This window comes from Candidatus Hydrogenedentota bacterium (genome assembly GCA_016791475.1).
Taxonomy (GTDB): Bacteria; Hydrogenedentota; Hydrogenedentia; order Hydrogenedentales; family JAEUWI01; genus JAEUWI01.
In genome coordinates this window covers 70733-85539 of the sequence record JAEUWI010000021.1, presented here as the reverse complement: position 1 = coordinate 85539, position 14807 = coordinate 70733, and the positions used below count along the sequence as shown (strand labels likewise).

The 14807-nt window shown below is 63.3% G+C and carries 11 protein-coding genes; 8 read left to right on the top strand and 3 right to left on the bottom strand.

Features of this window, described 5'->3' with window-relative positions; translation table 11 throughout:
• The first annotated feature begins 42 nt into the window (after nt 1-42).
• Nucleotides 43-1503 carry a sulfatase-like hydrolase/transferase gene (locus JNK74_13185; protein ID MBL7647134.1) on the top strand — a complete coding sequence of 487 codons (1461 nt, stop codon included), beginning with the start codon at nt 43-45 and terminating at the stop codon, nt 1501-1503.
• A gap of 96 nt (nt 1504-1599) precedes the next feature.
• On the opposite strand, the gene JNK74_13180 is transcribed toward JNK74_13185, so the two are convergent.
• Nucleotides 1600-2568, bottom strand: a complete 969-nt coding sequence (locus JNK74_13180) for an aldolase catalytic domain-containing protein (GenBank protein ID MBL7647133.1) — start codon at nt 2566-2568, stop codon at nt 1600-1602.
• A 126-nt stretch (nt 2569-2694) separates the two neighbouring features.
• Here JNK74_13180 and JNK74_13175 point away from each other — a divergent pair, with 126 nt between their 5' ends.
• The 5 genes from JNK74_13175 (at nt 2695) to JNK74_13155 (ending at nt 6757) form a co-directional block, all read left to right on the top strand.
• Entirely contained in the window at nt 2695-3663 is a 969-nt protein-coding gene (locus tag JNK74_13175) for a hypothetical protein (GenBank protein ID MBL7647132.1), read from the top strand.
• On the top strand, nt 3602-4933 hold the full coding sequence (locus JNK74_13170) for a GAF domain-containing sensor histidine kinase (protein ID MBL7647131.1): 1332 nt from the start codon (nt 3602-3604) through the stop codon (nt 4931-4933). The genes JNK74_13175 and JNK74_13170 overlap by 62 nt, the downstream gene beginning before the upstream one ends.
• Nucleotides 4930-5184 (top strand): hypothetical protein, encoded by a 255-nt coding sequence (locus JNK74_13165; GenBank protein ID MBL7647130.1) that lies wholly within the window; start codon nt 4930-4932, stop codon nt 5182-5184. Before JNK74_13170 ends, JNK74_13165 begins: the two co-directional genes overlap by 4 nt.
• Before the next feature lie 53 nt (nt 5185-5237).
• A complete protein-coding gene (locus JNK74_13160) occupies nt 5238-5666 on the top strand; it encodes a tetratricopeptide repeat protein (GenBank protein ID MBL7647129.1) in 429 nt (142 codons plus the stop codon).
• A 71-nt stretch (nt 5667-5737) separates the two neighbouring features.
• The gene (locus JNK74_13155) at nt 5738-6757 is read left to right on the top strand and encodes a hypothetical protein (protein MBL7647128.1); all 1020 of its coding nucleotides are present in this window, start codon (nt 5738-5740) and stop codon (nt 6755-6757) included.
• On the opposite strand, the gene JNK74_13150 is transcribed toward JNK74_13155, so the two are convergent.
• Both JNK74_13150 and JNK74_13145 read right to left on the bottom strand, forming a co-directional pair.
• Nucleotides 6749-8356 carry an O-antigen ligase family protein gene (locus JNK74_13150; protein ID MBL7647127.1) on the bottom strand — a complete coding sequence of 536 codons (1608 nt, stop codon included), beginning with the start codon at nt 8354-8356 and terminating at the stop codon, nt 6749-6751. The genes JNK74_13155 and JNK74_13150 overlap by 9 nt on opposite strands.
• 68 nt (nt 8357-8424) lie before the next feature.
• Nucleotides 8425-9324, bottom strand: coding sequence for a PAS domain S-box protein (locus JNK74_13145; protein ID MBL7647126.1), 900 nt, complete (start codon nt 9322-9324; stop codon nt 8425-8427).
• A gap of 342 nt (nt 9325-9666) precedes the next feature.
• On the opposite strand from JNK74_13145, the gene JNK74_13140 reads away from it, so the two are divergent.
• Together JNK74_13140 and JNK74_13135 are read left to right on the top strand one after the other, a co-directional pair.
• Nucleotides 9667-14349 (top strand): tetratricopeptide repeat protein, encoded by a 4683-nt coding sequence (locus JNK74_13140; protein ID MBL7647125.1) that lies wholly within the window; start codon nt 9667-9669, stop codon nt 14347-14349.
• A gap of 3 nt (nt 14350-14352) precedes the next feature.
• A complete protein-coding gene (locus tag JNK74_13135) occupies nt 14353-14793 on the top strand; it encodes a hypothetical protein (protein MBL7647124.1) in 441 nt (146 codons plus the stop codon).
• The last annotated feature ends 14 nt before the right edge of the window (nt 14794-14807 follow it).

The following is a 14807-nucleotide window of genomic DNA, read 5'->3' as shown; positions in this document are numbered from 1 at the left end:
CTCTCCCACTTGATGCAACAGTATTGCAATGGACACCATGTGATGAAACGTCGAACATTCTTACAGACCGGCCTCGCCAGCAGCCTCGCGCTGTTGGGCAATCCCCGACAGTCATCCGCCGCCGCGCCACGCCCCAACATCCTCTGGATCATGCTGGATGATTGCCGGCCCGACGCCCTGGGTTGCTACGGCCAGCCCTGGGCCAGCACGCCAAACATGGACGCCATCGCCGCGTCCGGCGCGCGCTTCCGGACCGCCGTGACCCAGTGCCCCATCTGCGTGCCCTCCCGCTCCTCCATGAAGACCGCGCGCTACGCCCACGAAACCGGCGTAATGTCCATGGGCAAGCCTCCCGAAACCCCCACGCCCTATACCTATCATGACAAGCCCCAGCTACCCGATCTCCTCCGCCATTGGATAGAAGCAGGCACCCAGCCCACCTGCGTGGGCAAGGTCCACGCCTATCCCGGCGACTGGGTGTTCGAAGATCAGCCCCGCGCGCGGAAGTCCGATCGTCGTGCGGAAGGCAAGTCCTATCCCCCGGTAAAACTCACCACCCATGGCTGGCAGATTGGCGGCACAACGGATGTTCATCCTTCCGACACGCAGACGGGATTGACGGGGCAACAGACTATCGATCGGTTGGACTCGCTGGCCGCTGCGGGTTCGCCCTTCTTCCTTCGCGCCTCTTTTCATGCGCCCCACGTGCCCATTGAGGTGCCGCCGGAATTCATGGTGGACCCCGATTCCGTGAAGCTGCCCCTGCCTACCCAGGCCGAACTCGACAGCAAACCGCGCTTCGAGCGGGAACAGTTGCGCGTCTATGCCGGAACCCTTGATCTCACCCCGGAGGCCATCCAGATCGCCCGGGGCACGTACTACGGCATGGTGCGCCACGTGGACCATGAGGTCGGTCGTATCCTCGCGAAGCTGGACGCGCTGGGCCTCCGCGACAACACCATCATCGCCATCAACTCCGACCACGGTCTGCAACTGGGCGAGCACGGCCTGCACAAGAAGCGCAACTTCTACGAGCAGACCATCTGCTCGCCGCTGGTGATTGCCTCACCCGGTCGGATTGCCCCCGGCACTGTAGTGGAAGATCCGGTGGAAATGGTCGACTTCCTGCCCACCCTGCTCGACTTGAGCGGCATGCCGGTGCCCGAGGGCCTTCGCGGCCAGAGCCTGGTTCCGCTCATGCGGGGCGAGGGCACGCCACGGGACGCGACCTTTTCCGAGATCGACTTCAGCGGCGAGATGTACGACGAACTGCGGGTGAATTCGGGACGCCAGGTGATGATTCGCACCCGTGAGTGGAAGCTGATCGAATTTCGCGATCCCCGCGCGAAAGACCGCGACGGCGCGCTCTATGATCTGAAATCGGACCCCGGCGAGACGGTAAACCTCTTCGCGAGTCCGGCGCACCAGGAAATTGTTGCGACACTGGAAGCGCGCCTGACGGCGTGGGAACGTGAGACCGGGTACAGCGTGTCCAATCCATGAGAGCGAGCGCCACTTTCATGACCTTGAATTAGAAAGGCCGCTGGTACACTTACCAGCGGCCAGAAAAAGTCTCACGCGCCGTGGCGCGCCCGTGCCTCAGTCAATATCTTCCACGCCAACCTGATCGTTGTAGTAGGCGACGATACCCTTTTCGCGCATCGGGCTGCCTTCCTGCATATAGGCCAGGGAGGCCTTCGGGTGCTTGTTCAGGATACCGCTGATCATATAGGGCATCTCGTAGCCCCATTTAAGTTCCTTCATCAGCTTTTCGAAGTACTTCTCGATCAACACGAGCACCGGGCGCACGTCGTACTTCGGATTCTTCAGAAAACCGAGTAGAAGTTCGGTGGTGCAATTGCCGGCGGCGCGTCCCATGCCGTAGATGCTGCCATCGACCATGTTGATGCCTTTGATGATGCCCTCGATCGTGTTCGCAAAGGCCAACTGCTGATTGTTGTGACAATGAATGCCCACGGTCTTGCCGTTCAGCCCGCTGATGTACTTGTCGGCCAGATAATGAATCTGCTCGGAGTAGAAATAGCCGAAGCTGTCCACCAGGTAGACCGCCTCAAAGTCCGTCTTCGCCAGTTCGGCCAGCGCTTCATCCAGATCCGGTTCGAGGATGTGGCTGGCCGCCATGATATTGATGCAGACCTCGTAGCCCTGATCCTTGATGAACTTGCCGAGGTGGATCGCCTTGTCCACTTCCTTCGCGTAGGTCGCCACGCGAAACATGGAAACGATGGACTGATCCTTGGGCAGGATGGAGTTGTAGTCCGTGCGGCCCACGTCCACCATGACCGATATCTTGGTGTCGCACTCATACGCCACGTCGCGGAGATCTTCCTCGTCACAGAAGCGCCAGGGCCCGTGATCTTTCGGTGAGAACTCTTTCTTGTCGGCGCGGTAGCCGAGTTCGACATAATCCACGCCGGCTTCCACCAGCCCCTGGAAGACATCCTTCACCATGGACTTGTCGAATTCCCAGTTATTCATCAATCCGCCATCGCGGATGGTGCAATCGAGTATCTTGATTTCAGGACGGTACATGCGGAAGACTCCCATCGCTTGGTGTACATGCAAATAGCGGGTATAGTACTATTTTGGAATAAATCAGTGCAAACGAAGCCTGCTCGCCGTCGGAACGAGCGGCTTTCGGGCCGGTGCCTCCACACCGGGAAGGGTGGGTCCATGCTTTTATCCAATCGCGGCAATATGGGGATGCGGATCATCGTGTTCATGGGCGCGGCGACTTTTCTTTTCCTTATGCTCATGGCCTTCGGCCTGAAGAAGTCCCTCCAGCCGCAGGCGGGTGCCCGTGTGCCCGAGGGCGCGGCCACCTCCCCCTTTCAGGAAGATCGCGCCTGGGCCGACGTCGAAGCCTTGCGGGCGCTGGGTTCCGATGAAAAACTGCGGCGGGATTTCGTCTCCAAGTCTTTGCGCACGGCAGGCCTGAAGACGCGGCGCATCACGCTGGGGACGCCAGGGACCGCGGCGGCCCCACCGGAGTCGGCCCTGGTGGGAATCGTCGAGGGCAATCGCCCCGGCGTGCTCCTCCTGGGCACGGTACTGAACGCGCCACCCGGGGGGGACACCACCACTGCTGCGGATGCCGCCTGGCTGCTGGAAATGACCCGTATCCTGGGGAACCAGCGGGATGGCCGTAGCATCTGGGCAGTATTCTTAGAAAGCTCCGGCGGCGCGGCGACCACGGAGCCCCCCTCGCCCCCCCAGGCCGGCGCGCAACTTGTGGAAGCCCTGAGGGCTTCCGGTGAACTGGACGAAATCGACGCCGTGGTGATGGTCCAGGGTATCGGCGACTGTACGCTGGCGGTGGTGAAGGAAGCCGGGGCCCCGCCGGTATTGACCGAGATACTCTGGAACACCGCCGCCCGGGAGGGTTATAAGACCTTCTTCGGGAAGCTGCCCGCCCGCGTTCAGGGCAATCATCTGGCCTTCCGCGAAGCGGGAATTCCCGCGCTGAGTCTTTTCGACGTCCGGCCAGGTTCAAGGGAACGGCGCGAAAGCTCGGAGAATGCCGAAGCGCCGGGCGATACCTGTCGGGAAAGTTTGCGGGCTGTCGGAGACGTGATCTATCATGCCCTCGCGCCCCTTGAAGGCCACCTGGATGAAACAGGCATGCGTAACGATGGACACTGAGTTCCGCGAAGATCTACCCTGGTTAGAGTGTGCCTCTCGCGAAGAGATGATGCGCACCGTAGAGGCTATGTATCGCGTACACAAGCTCATCGGCGCCATCACCAACCTGGATTCCCTGCTGGAGTACATTACCGAGGAAAGCCAGCTTGTCGCCGGGGCCGAAGCCTCCTCCATCATCCTCTACGATCGCGACGCCGACGATCTCTATTTTCACGTCGCCCTCGGCGACAGCAGCGATCACGAAACCTTGAAGCGGGAAATCCGCCTGAAGCTGGGACAGGGCATCGCCGGAGCGGCCGCCGCCTCGCGCAAGTCCATCAACGTGGTGAACGCCCAGGAGGACCAGCGCTTCTGCAGGAGCGCGGACGACGCGACGAACTTTCAGACGCGCAGCCTCCTCGCCGTGCCCATGCTGGACAAGGACCAGCTCATCGGTGTGCTGGAGGTGCTCAATAAAGTGGACGGACCGGCCTTTTCCGCGCTGGACATGCGCGTGATGGAGATGTTCTCCACCGTCGCGGCCACAGCCATCTCCAATGCCCGCCTGGTCAAAGAAAAAATCGAGACGGAGCGTCTGGCGGCCATCGGCCAGGCGGTGACCGGTCTCTCGCACTATACGAAAAACATCGTGACGGGCCTGAACAGCAGCGCGGACCTGATCGAAATGGGCCTGGCGCAGAACAATCTTGACGTTCTGAATCGCACATGGCCCGTATTCAAGCGGAGCACGCGGCGCATCACCCACTTCGTGCAGGATATGCTGAGCTATTCGAAACCGCGCAAGCCCTACCGGGAATGGTTTCCTCTGGGGCCGCTGCTGGATGAGGTGGTGGAATCCTATGCGGATCTCTTCACCCAGAAGCGTATTTCGCTGACGACCCGGATTGAGGGACTCCAGCACCCGGTCTACGCCGAATCCCAGTCCCTTCACCGATGCCTGCTCAATCTCGTGACCAATGCGGCCGATGCCGTGCCCGAGACCGGCGGACAGATCTGCATCGCGGTGGAGGAGCCGGGCGAAGACCGGGTCGTCATCGCGGTGGAGGACAATGGACCGGGCGTGGCCGAAGAGTACATGCGCAAGATTTTCGATCCCTTTTTCAGCACCAAGGGTTCAAAAGGAACCGGCCTGGGACTGGCCATTACACGCAAGATCATCGAGGAACACGGCGGGGAGCTTTCCGTCGGCCGGAGCGCCCTTGGTGGCGCCAGCTTCCGGATCAGCCTGCCCATGGAACAGGCCCCCGCGGAGGAGGCGTCATTGACATGAGTAAATCCCGTCGTATCGATTCAGTGGGGTGGGGCTTCTTCGGCGTCGTGCTGGTGGCGGCCATCCCCGCGTGTATATACTTTGTGTTCCAAATCACCCACGACAGCCTGACGCTCGGCACGCGCGCGGGCACGGGGATTACGCTGGCTTTCTTCGTCACCGCATTCTTCACCTGGACCGTCAACAGCCTGCTTCAACTCCGCGCAGGCAGTGACGGCGAGAGAAACGCGGAGCGAGATTCCAGCGATTAGCCGCCAGAGACTTCGCGGCGGGATTCCGCCGCGCAACACTGCCGGAGGTTACCATGGCAGACATATGGGACATAGCGAGGTACGTGGAATCCAATCCAGACGACCACGAACAACGCTGGCGCCTGGCCAAGAAGCTCTACACGGCGTGGGAGTACCGTCTCGCCCTGGAGCACCTCCAGATCCTGAAGAACGAGGGACCGGAGCGGATCAATATCCTGCGCTACCTGGGCGCGACCTATTATCGACTCGGTCGCTACGACGAGGCGATCAAGGAACTTCGCGGCGCCATTGAAACCTGGCCCGACGAGATCGGCATTTACGAGCAACTCGCCCGCGTGCTGGAAATCGCGGGCGATCACGTCGGCGCGGCCGGCATGTGGGACATGGCCCTCCAACTGGATCCCCATCACCCCATGGCCGCCCATGCCGCGGAGCGACTCCGCAGCAACTTGCCGGGGGCCGAGAAAAAAAAAACAGTCTAGTACCCCCGGTCCCTGACTCTGAGGACCTGCGTCTGGCCCAAAGTGACAGCGGGATCGATCTCAGCGCCGGCGTGGTCTGCCATTCGTGCGGCGCCCGAAACAACGGCGGACAGGCCGCCTGCTGGCAGTGTCGCGCGCCCCTCGCGATGGATCTGGGGGCCGACCTTCACACGCATCCCTCCTCCAGCCACTCCCGGACCACCCACCGGCCTTCCACCCGCGCCGTCGAGCGACTGTTGCTCCTGGTCACCCTCGCCGTAAGCTTGACGGCCCTGGGCGCCTCGGTGTGGCTGCTTCAACAGGCGCTGAACCCACTCCAACTGCCCGCCCGCAGTCTCGGGCAACTTTTCAGCGGAGAACTTGTCACAACCCGTATCGCGCTGGGCATGCTCCTCGTCGCGGGCTGGCCGCTCGTACTGCGGGGCAGCGTCGGGGCACTCAATATACGCTTCAAGCGGCCCGGCCACTTCCTCGGCGCCATTGGCATACTCCTGGGCGGGCTCACCTATCTACTAAGCTTCATTCCCGGAAGCGGTGTCGCGGCCGCCCTCGCCATCCCGCCCTTCGTGTCCCTGTTTCTGTTTCGACGCGTGCTCAGAATGCGGCTCGGGGCCGCCACGGGCCTCTGCATCGTTCAGTATCTGCTCATGACCATCTTGCTGGCCGGCGCGACCTGGGGACTCGAGTCCATCGCCACACGGCGCCTGCTCAATCCCATCCGGGAGCTCCCGGCCATACTGGTATACGCCCGTCAGCCTCCCAACACAGCGCGGCAGGTGTTGCCCATTCCGGGGAGCGCCGCTTTCGAACCCTTCCGCTGGCGCACCACGGGCTCGGAATGGCTGGACCACCGGGCCAATCACATGGCGGTGGAGGTGAGCAATTCGGATCGCCCCTCCACGTGGAACCTGTCGTTGCGCGAGGAGGGCGCGTCGAGTCCACTCGTTGCGGTCGTGGACGGCGAAAGCCCCTGGCGCTCGGCACGAATGAACCCGAAGGTCGGCGTCAATTACCATCTCTCCATCGAATCCGGGATCGTTCCGGGCGATGTGGTTCAGATCTTCAGCCTTCTTCCATTGGACTCACCCTGAATTCATCCGTTTGGCACCACCGGCATCGCAGTTCGTCCTCAACCACTCGCGGATGGCGTCGTTCCAGGGCCAGCGCGCGAGGCACGCCCCGTACCAGCCACAGGCCCCGGCGCTGTCGCCCCGAGCCGTGGCCACGAGGGCCAGTAACTGGTAAACCCGCCCCGTTTCGAGGCCCGGTCGCGCCCGCATCAGATGCTCCCGCGCCAGGCTGAAGTCTCCTCTCTCGTAGGCGTAGATGCCGTAGCTCTCGTGGGCATCGGGATGATAACCCCAGGCCCGCGTCGCTGCCTCGTAGTCCGCGCGGGCGTCCCCACCGGCCAGGTGCGCGTCTTCCGCACGGCGAAGGACGGCACTGGGATAGAACACCGTCGCGAAAAAAATCGCCGCCCCCGCCATCGCGCCCCCCGCCACACCAATCGAAAGGCCTCGGGCGCGCGACGTACACGCGGCGGCCTCCGGTCTGTTTCGAAGGTTCATGGTGTAAAGCGCCACACCGACCAGGGCGTGAGGGGCGCTGTGAAAAGCCGGGTGGGTCAACGAAAACACCGCAAGGGAGATCAGCCCGCATAACGCGACGGGAGATTTGAACCGAAGCGAAGAGATGACCCAGAGCACGCCGATAGCGCCGGCCAGCCCGGTCTCGCACAGCCATTCGAGGAGATCCATGTGAGCGTGATCGGTGAGGAGCGCATTGGCGCCGCGGGCGTCGAGCAGGGCCTGATGCCCCAGCCAAACGGGGATTTCCCGCGCGAAATGGCCCAGCCCGCACCCGGCCAGGGGGTGCTCCCCCAGAAGGGAAAGGCTCGCGCCCAGGATCCAGCGCCGTACGTTGCCGCCCACGTCGGCGTCGCTGAACAGGCCCCGCCATTTACTCCAGAGGTCGAGATCGGCGAAGCAATACGCAAACGGCACGGCAATCAGCATTCCCAGGAGCGCCGGAATGGCCGTGCGGGGAGGAACGGCGCGGGCCATAAGAAGGGCACACATGCCCGCCACCGCCGCCACCAGAGCACCCCGTGAACCCGTCATCAGTATCGTGAACGAGAGCAGCGCCATCGCTGCGGCGAGTCCCGCAGTGCGCCACCTCGGGTGCGATGGCGCCGATTGAATGGCGCCGGGAAGGCAAACCAGGCCAACGGCGAGAAAGCCGGCGAGGAGTCCCTCATTGCCGAAAACGGAGTACATATCTTGATCATAGTGCGGGAACCGGGGAAAGACCCCCGCCATCGCGCCGGCGCCTTGAAACAGGGCCAGAATTGCGGCACAAAGGGCGGCGCAACAAATTGACCGCCGGATCGCGATCCCATGGGCCGGGTGCTGGAGTAAATCGAAGGCGAGGGTCCCCAGCAGCAGGAGGGGCAGAAGCCGCAGTCCCTCATACCATACAAAGCTGGAAAAGGGAGCCACGGCGATGCCGAGTCCGACCGCCCCCGCCAGGACAACCCAGCAGGGACCGAGCGCCCGGAATCCCGGAGCCGGGTTTCGATTGAATAGCACCCCGCAGGTTGCCAGTACCAGCACCCCCAACCAGAGCGCGGCCTCTTTCACATCCAGAAAGGATACGACGTTGAGGGACCAGACCAGGGTGGTGGCCAGCACCGTAGCCTGGAGGGTGCGAAGACGGATGTGATCGCCCCGGCGTGCGTCTGAAACTCCGCCGGCCCCCCTCACAATTCGGAAAGGGGGCCTTGAAGTTCGGGATACAACTGCCGGATGCAATCCGGGCAGATACCGTGACTGAATTCCGCGTCGGAATGATCGCGGATAAACACCTCGATCTGGTTCCAGGAGCCCTTGTCATCCCGGATCTTCTTGCAGGAGGCGCAGATCGGCAGCAGGCCGCTCAAGGTCTTAATCTCGCCGATGGCCGTCTGCAACTCCAGGATCAGTTCCTTGCGGCGGGTAATCTCCTCGTGCAGACGCACGTTGGACTCTTCCAGTGCCGCCGTGCGCTCTTTCACCCGGCGCTCCAGTTCGTCCTTCGACTGATGGAGTACCCGCTGCGCCGCAACCCGTTCGGTCACGTCCCGCAGCATCACCGTATAGAAACGCTCGCCCCCCAGCCGGGCCTCCGTTACCGCCAGATCCATATGAAATTGGTGCCCGTCCTGGCGCAACCCGTGGACCACATAGGTGACCCCGGGCTCCCCCATCTGCTTGCGGTCCAGATACTCCAGAAGGTACTCCCCTTCTTCACGCTCGCCATAGGCCGACGAGAGCAGCATGGACAAATGCTCGCCGACCAGTTTGCCGGGGCGGTAACCAAAGAGGGTCGTCACGCGGGCATTCACCGACTCGATTATGCCGAATTCGTTCGTGGTGACAATGCCATCGTGGGCGCTTTCCACGATAACCCGGAGCCGCTCCTCGCTTCTTTCGAGCTCGCGAACAACCCAGAACAGAAACCCGGCCGAAAGTAGAAGGACAAGTGTGCCGATTCCCCCCAGCACGGCCCCGGAAACCAGGGAGGACTCGAACTTGTACACGACCGCAAGCCCCCCCACGAAGAGCATGGCCCCAAGGAGGAGAACGACGGTGGACAGAGATATGTTCCGCTTTTCCTTCATGGCAGTCAGTCTAGCAGGTTGAAGCGGGCCACACCAGTGCCGCATCCACGTTCAGGGAAGGCGACACCGGGCCGATATACCGAAGGCGGGTTCTCGGAATTTCGGCGCCTGCGGAGATTGCTACCGCGCCCATCCCGTGCTAGAATGCAAACGGAGTACTTTACCTGAAATAAACGGCGGCGGGCGCCGTGCTAAGCCCGTCCGCCGAAACAACTTAAATTACGGGTTCGCGGCATCGCCCGCACCTCGGACAACGCCCGCGCGCGACCTTGCGATCGCTGCGTCGGGGTCAGAATTTCGGCGTGCGCGGCATTCGTTGAACAGGGATCCATCCGTTCCATCATGGCAGACTCTTCCAATCCAAAACCGTCTTCGCTGGACCCGGAGTTGCTCCGTATCCTGGAGGCGGCGCAGTCGGGAATGCCCTCCCCCCTGCTGGATGATGATCCCCTCGTGGATTCCAGTCTCTTCGATGAAAACGCATCGCTGGCACCCCTGACCACATCGACCGCGTTGCGTCACGAATCCACGGACTTCGATGGGCCTGTCCCCGAAGACACCGCCGGCGCATCGGAGTTCACACCGACCGATACGCCGGACGAAATCACCGCATTGGACCCACCCGACGAACCCGACCTCCCGGCAACGTCTCCGGTCGCCCCTGAAGCTGCGGAGGCGCCAGTCGAGGAGGCTCCCGCTGTCGACGCCTGGTTCGAGGAAGAATCGCCGCTGACACAGGATCAGTTGGACGAGATGGTTGAGGCTGCGGAGCTGAGACGCCAGCTCGCTCCACAGGAAGAAGGCCCCGAGGATGCGGCGGTGTTCACCCATTCGACGCCCTTGCCTGCCAGCGCCCACCCCGAACCGGATAGCCCCGACACGGCCATGTCCCAGGCGGAGCTGGACACCCTTTTCTCTGAGGCGCCCGCCGCTGAGGTAAGCAACAAAGCCGACGAAGCGGAAAGCCCGATGTCCCAGGCGGACCTTGATGCCCTCCCGGCGGAACCAGCACCCTCCATCGAAAGCTCGGATACGTTTGAGGACGAAGCCCCGCTGACGCAGGCCATCCTGGACGAGATGTTTGAGGCTGCGGAACGCCGGCGAGAACTCGCCAGACAGGAAGAAGCTGTCGCAACGAGTCACAGCGACGCGGCGTCACTTCCACCCGTTGTCTCTGAGCACGACAACGCCCCCATGTCACAGGCCGAGCTCGATGCCCTACTCGCCGGGCAGGACAGCGCCAGTGATACCGGCGCGGCCGTCGAAGATGACGCCCCCATGTCACAGGCCGAGCTCGATGCCCTACTCGCCGGACAGGCCGGCGCCAGCGATACCGCCGCAGCCGTCGAAGATGACGCCCCCATGTCACAGGCCGAGCTCGATGCCCTACTCGCCGGACAGGCCGGCGCCAGCGATACTGGCGCGGCCGTCGAAGATGACGCCCCCATGTCACAGGCCGAGCTCGATGCCCTACTCGCCGGACAGACCGTGGCGACTCCTACGGCTCCAACCGAAAACTTCACCGAAGAAGAACCGCTCTCGCAGGACGACCTGGATTCTCTTGTCCAGGGTCTGGAAAACGCCGCGCGGGTCGACGAAACCCCGCCGCAAGCCGATAGCCCCCTTTCTCAGGACGACCTCGACGCTCTTCTGGGCGATCTCGAGTCGAAAGCGGCGCCGCCCACCGCAGCGAATACCGCAACCGATGGAACACTTTCACAAGATGACCTGGACGCGCTCCTGGGCGATCTTGAGTCAAAGGCGGCCCAACCCGCCGGGTCGACAACCGCTGGTGATGGACCCCTTTCACAAGATGATCTGGACGCGCTCCTGGGTGATCTCGGCTCAAGTACGGCCCCCCCCGCCGCGCCGAGTACCGCCGGCGATGACCCACTTTCGCAGGATGATCTTGATGCATTGCTTGGCAGTCTGAATGGGCAGAACCCCGAAAAACCCGCCGCGCCCGTCGAAAACTCCGGCCCCCTCACCCAGGCCGATCTGGATGCCCTGCTGGCCGGTCAAGCGCCGGAAACGGAGCCGCGACATGCGATCGCACAGGACGATCTGGATGCCCTGCTCGATGCCGCCTCGGGAAAAAACGCCACACCCCCGCCCGGAAGTACGGCGGCGGACCGGCCCGTGGCCCTCACGCAAGACGATCTCGATGCGCTCCTGGCGGGTGCAATTGCACCGACTTCCGCTGACCACAGCGTCGCTTCACTCTCCGACGATGACCTGGAAGGGCTCTTCGACCAGACCACGGGAGCCCCGCTTGCAAAAGCCGATGACGGTCCCCTGGACCAGGCGAATATCGACGCGCTCCTGTCCGGACGGGGCGAGGAACAGGTGCTGGACAGCAGCGCGCTTGATGCGCCCATCCTCTCTTCCGGCGGCGCCTACGACGACGATGTTTCGCTGAGCCAGTCGAGCATTGACTCCCTGATGGCCGACCTGGACAGCGGGGGCGCGCTCTCCGGTGGTCCGGGCGCGCCCGACAGCCCGATCGCGGAAGACGCCGGCGACGACGATGAGCTGGGCGAGATTTCGCAGGACATGATCGATGCGCTGATCGCGAATGCGCAGGCCCAGTCCGCGGGATCGGCTGCCCCGGCCTCAACGAGCGAGATCGGCTCGGAGAATTTTGCCGCCGCCGCCACCGCGTCCGACTCGGGTCCCGAATTGCTGTCCCAGAGCGATCTTGACCGTCTGATCGAAGAATCGCGCCAGCAGGATCGCGCCCGCGGCCAGGCCAAACAGCGGGCCTTGGAAGAGGCCATATCCGCGGCGCAGGCCTCGGCGCGAACACCCGCCGCCCCGGATCTTCTCCAGGAGATTCAGGCGCGGGAGAAACCCGTCCGACCGGCGAGCCCCGCGATGATCTTTCTGCGCGACAACAGCGCCCGAATCGCGGCCTCCCTGTTGATCGGCGGCCTGGCGGCCCTCAGCACGGGCGTGCTCCTCCACCTGAACCGGGAGCTCATCCTCGAAGACGTCCGCCCCCAGGCGGTTGCCGAGCTGGACGTCGCGCTGGAGCGGGCCCGGGAAGAAATCGCGCGGGGAGACTATCCCGCCGCCATCGCCGAGCTGGAAGTTCCGGTGGCGCGCGCCATGCCGGGTGCGGCGCGGAATGACGCGCTGTACGTGCTCCTGGAAGCAAAATATCGCTCCAGCCGGGCCGAATACGGCTCCGATGAATTCGATGAGTTGAGCGCGCTCATCGAAGACACCGTAGCCCAGGCGCCCGCCCACGCCCGCGCGCCGGAGGCCCTGGGCTGGCGCGCCGAAATGTTCAAGGAGAACGCGCCCCAGACCGCCCTCGACATCTACAAGAAGATCTTCGACCAGTACGCCGAAGCCCAGGATCTGGACAAGATGCTGATCGACGCTTCCAAGCTGGCCCTGGCCCAGAACGATCCTCTGACCTCCGCTATCTATGCCCAGGATCTTCTGCGCCGTTTTCCCGCATCCCCGTGGGCTGGGGAGGCGATTCTCGCCGTAGGCGACGCCAATCTAATTGCCGGAAACGAGGCGGACGCGCGCTCCACCTTTGTCCGGATTGCCGAATCCGAACCCGACTCGGGTCTGGGGGCGCAGGCCTTTTTGCGGCTGGGCAAGCTGGCCTACGACACCGGTGCCTACGATCAGGCAATCATGCAACTGACCAAGCGCCTCGAAACGACCACGACAACGGACGGTAACGACGAAGTCTATCTGCTCCTCGCCCAGTCCTATCGGAAGGCGGGAAAGCTGAACGAAGCGCGCGACACGCTCAATGACCTGCTCAACATATTCGAGCCCGGCCCCGTAACGCCCCGCGCCTATATCGAGTACTCCCAGGTGCTGGAGTCCCTCGGGGAGCGCGAAAAAGCCGTGAAGACCGCGCAGCGGGCCGCCTTGGAGTTTCCCGCCAATCCCGATGTGCAGCGCAACACCGGCGAACTTCTGGGACTCAGCGGCAATCCGCTCGCGGCCGCCACCTCCCTCGTTGCGGCGGATGACGCGGGCGCGGCGGACCCCAATCTGCTCCTGACGGCGGCGCGCTATTACCGCACCGCCAACATGCCGGAAGAAGCCGCGAAAATCTATGAACGCATCAAAGCCAACTACGGCGGTTCCCAGGCGGCCCTCGCGGGCGGTATTGAGGCGGCCCAATTGCGCTACAGCGAGGGCGACGCGGAGGGGGCGCTGGACGATCTGAAAGCGCTCCAGGCGGCCACGCGCGGCACGGAGCACATGTTGTCGGCCCTCCAGGCGATGCAGGAGATCTATCAGGATCTCGGGCTCAGCGACCATGTCAAATCGACCGGCAAGGAGATTGCCGAGCAGACCACCTCGCCCGAAATCCTGGCCAGTACCGCAATCAACCTCCTCGACGCCGGCGACCTGGAATCGGCCCAGAACGCCATAGAGAAGATCGATTTCAGCCTGCTCCAGGGCCCCATCGCCTTCGACCTCCTCATGAAAGAGGGCAAGGCCCTCCTGGCGGTCGCCCCGCAACGCGGACTGGAGAAGCTGGAGGAGGCCCATTTCAATTACCCCGAAGCGCGGACGCGCGAAGCCGATCAACTCCTGCTCCAGACCTACCTCGCCACGGAACGTCCCGCAGCGGCCCGACGTATGGTCATGGAATTGAAGGCCGCCGTGGAAACCAAACCCTCGGACAAGCCCTACCTGGTGGACGCCGCCATCGCCTGGGGCGACTATCTCTACGACAAGGAAGACTACCGCACGGCGGAATTCGCCTATGCCATGGCCGAAGAAGTCGGACTGAAAGCCTCTGAAACCGTCGCGGGCATTCGCACCCACCCCGACTGGGCACGCTACCAGCGCGCCAACGCCCTCCTGCGCCTCGCCGATTATGAGGGCTGCGTGGCGCTCTATGACAAGATCGCAGCCTCCGATTCCTCCTGGGCCGGCGAAGCCGCCGTCAAAGCGGGGCTCGCCCGCCTGGAACAGCGCCAGCGCGGCATCGAAATGCCGCCGCCCCCCGAGAAGACGGCCCAGGCCGCGACCCGCGCGGGGTGATCCATGCCCACCCATCCCCTGCCCTACCGCATCCATGATTTTCTGACGCGTCAGATTGAATGGTCTCGCGCCGTCATCCAAGAGCTGGACGCATTCTGCGCACTGCCCGATTCCGCCGATCTGGAAGAGGCCGCCCGGCTTCAACAGCGCCGCGAACGGGAAGCCCGCGACATGACCCGAGAGTACAATGGATTGCGCCACGAATGGCGGGAGTACACCGACATCGCGCAGGACATCCGCGAGGCCATCACCCGACATTCGGAAGAGGCCCAGTCGCTGCTCGAAGAAGTCAAAATCCGTTACCGAAGGGCCGAAGGCATGGTGCAGCGGAAGAAAGCGCGAAACCATGAAGACCTCAACGACTTGCGCCGGGGCCGCCGCTCTGTCAATATCTACCGGCCGGGGACTCTGGTGGCCCCCGGATTTGTAGACAGGAAGGCTTGACCACCGGCCTCTCG

What these genes read in the sequence shown, in the direction of transcription:
- JNK74_13185 (MBL7647134.1), top strand. Translation starts at nt 43, where the DNA reads ATGAAACGTCGAACATTCTTACAGACCGGCCTCGCCAGCAGCCTCGCG.
- JNK74_13180 (MBL7647133.1), bottom strand. Translation starts at nt 2,568, where the DNA reads ATGGGAGTCTTCCGCATGTACCGTCCTGAAATCAAGATACTCGATTGC.
- JNK74_13175 (MBL7647132.1), top strand. Translation starts at nt 2,695, where the DNA reads ATGCTTTTATCCAATCGCGGCAATATGGGGATGCGGATCATCGTGTTC.
- JNK74_13170 (MBL7647131.1), top strand. Translation starts at nt 3,602, where the DNA reads ATGCCCTCGCGCCCCTTGAAGGCCACCTGGATGAAACAGGCATGCGTA.
- JNK74_13165 (MBL7647130.1), top strand. Translation starts at nt 4,930, where the DNA reads ATGAGTAAATCCCGTCGTATCGATTCAGTGGGGTGGGGCTTCTTCGGC.
- JNK74_13160 (MBL7647129.1), top strand. Translation starts at nt 5,238, where the DNA reads ATGGCAGACATATGGGACATAGCGAGGTACGTGGAATCCAATCCAGAC.
- JNK74_13145 (MBL7647126.1), bottom strand. Translation starts at nt 9,324, where the DNA reads ATGAAGGAAAAGCGGAACATATCTCTGTCCACCGTCGTTCTCCTCCTT.
- JNK74_13140 (MBL7647125.1), top strand. Translation starts at nt 9,667, where the DNA reads ATGGCAGACTCTTCCAATCCAAAACCGTCTTCGCTGGACCCGGAGTTG.
- JNK74_13135 (MBL7647124.1), top strand. Translation starts at nt 14,353, where the DNA reads ATGCCCACCCATCCCCTGCCCTACCGCATCCATGATTTTCTGACGCGT.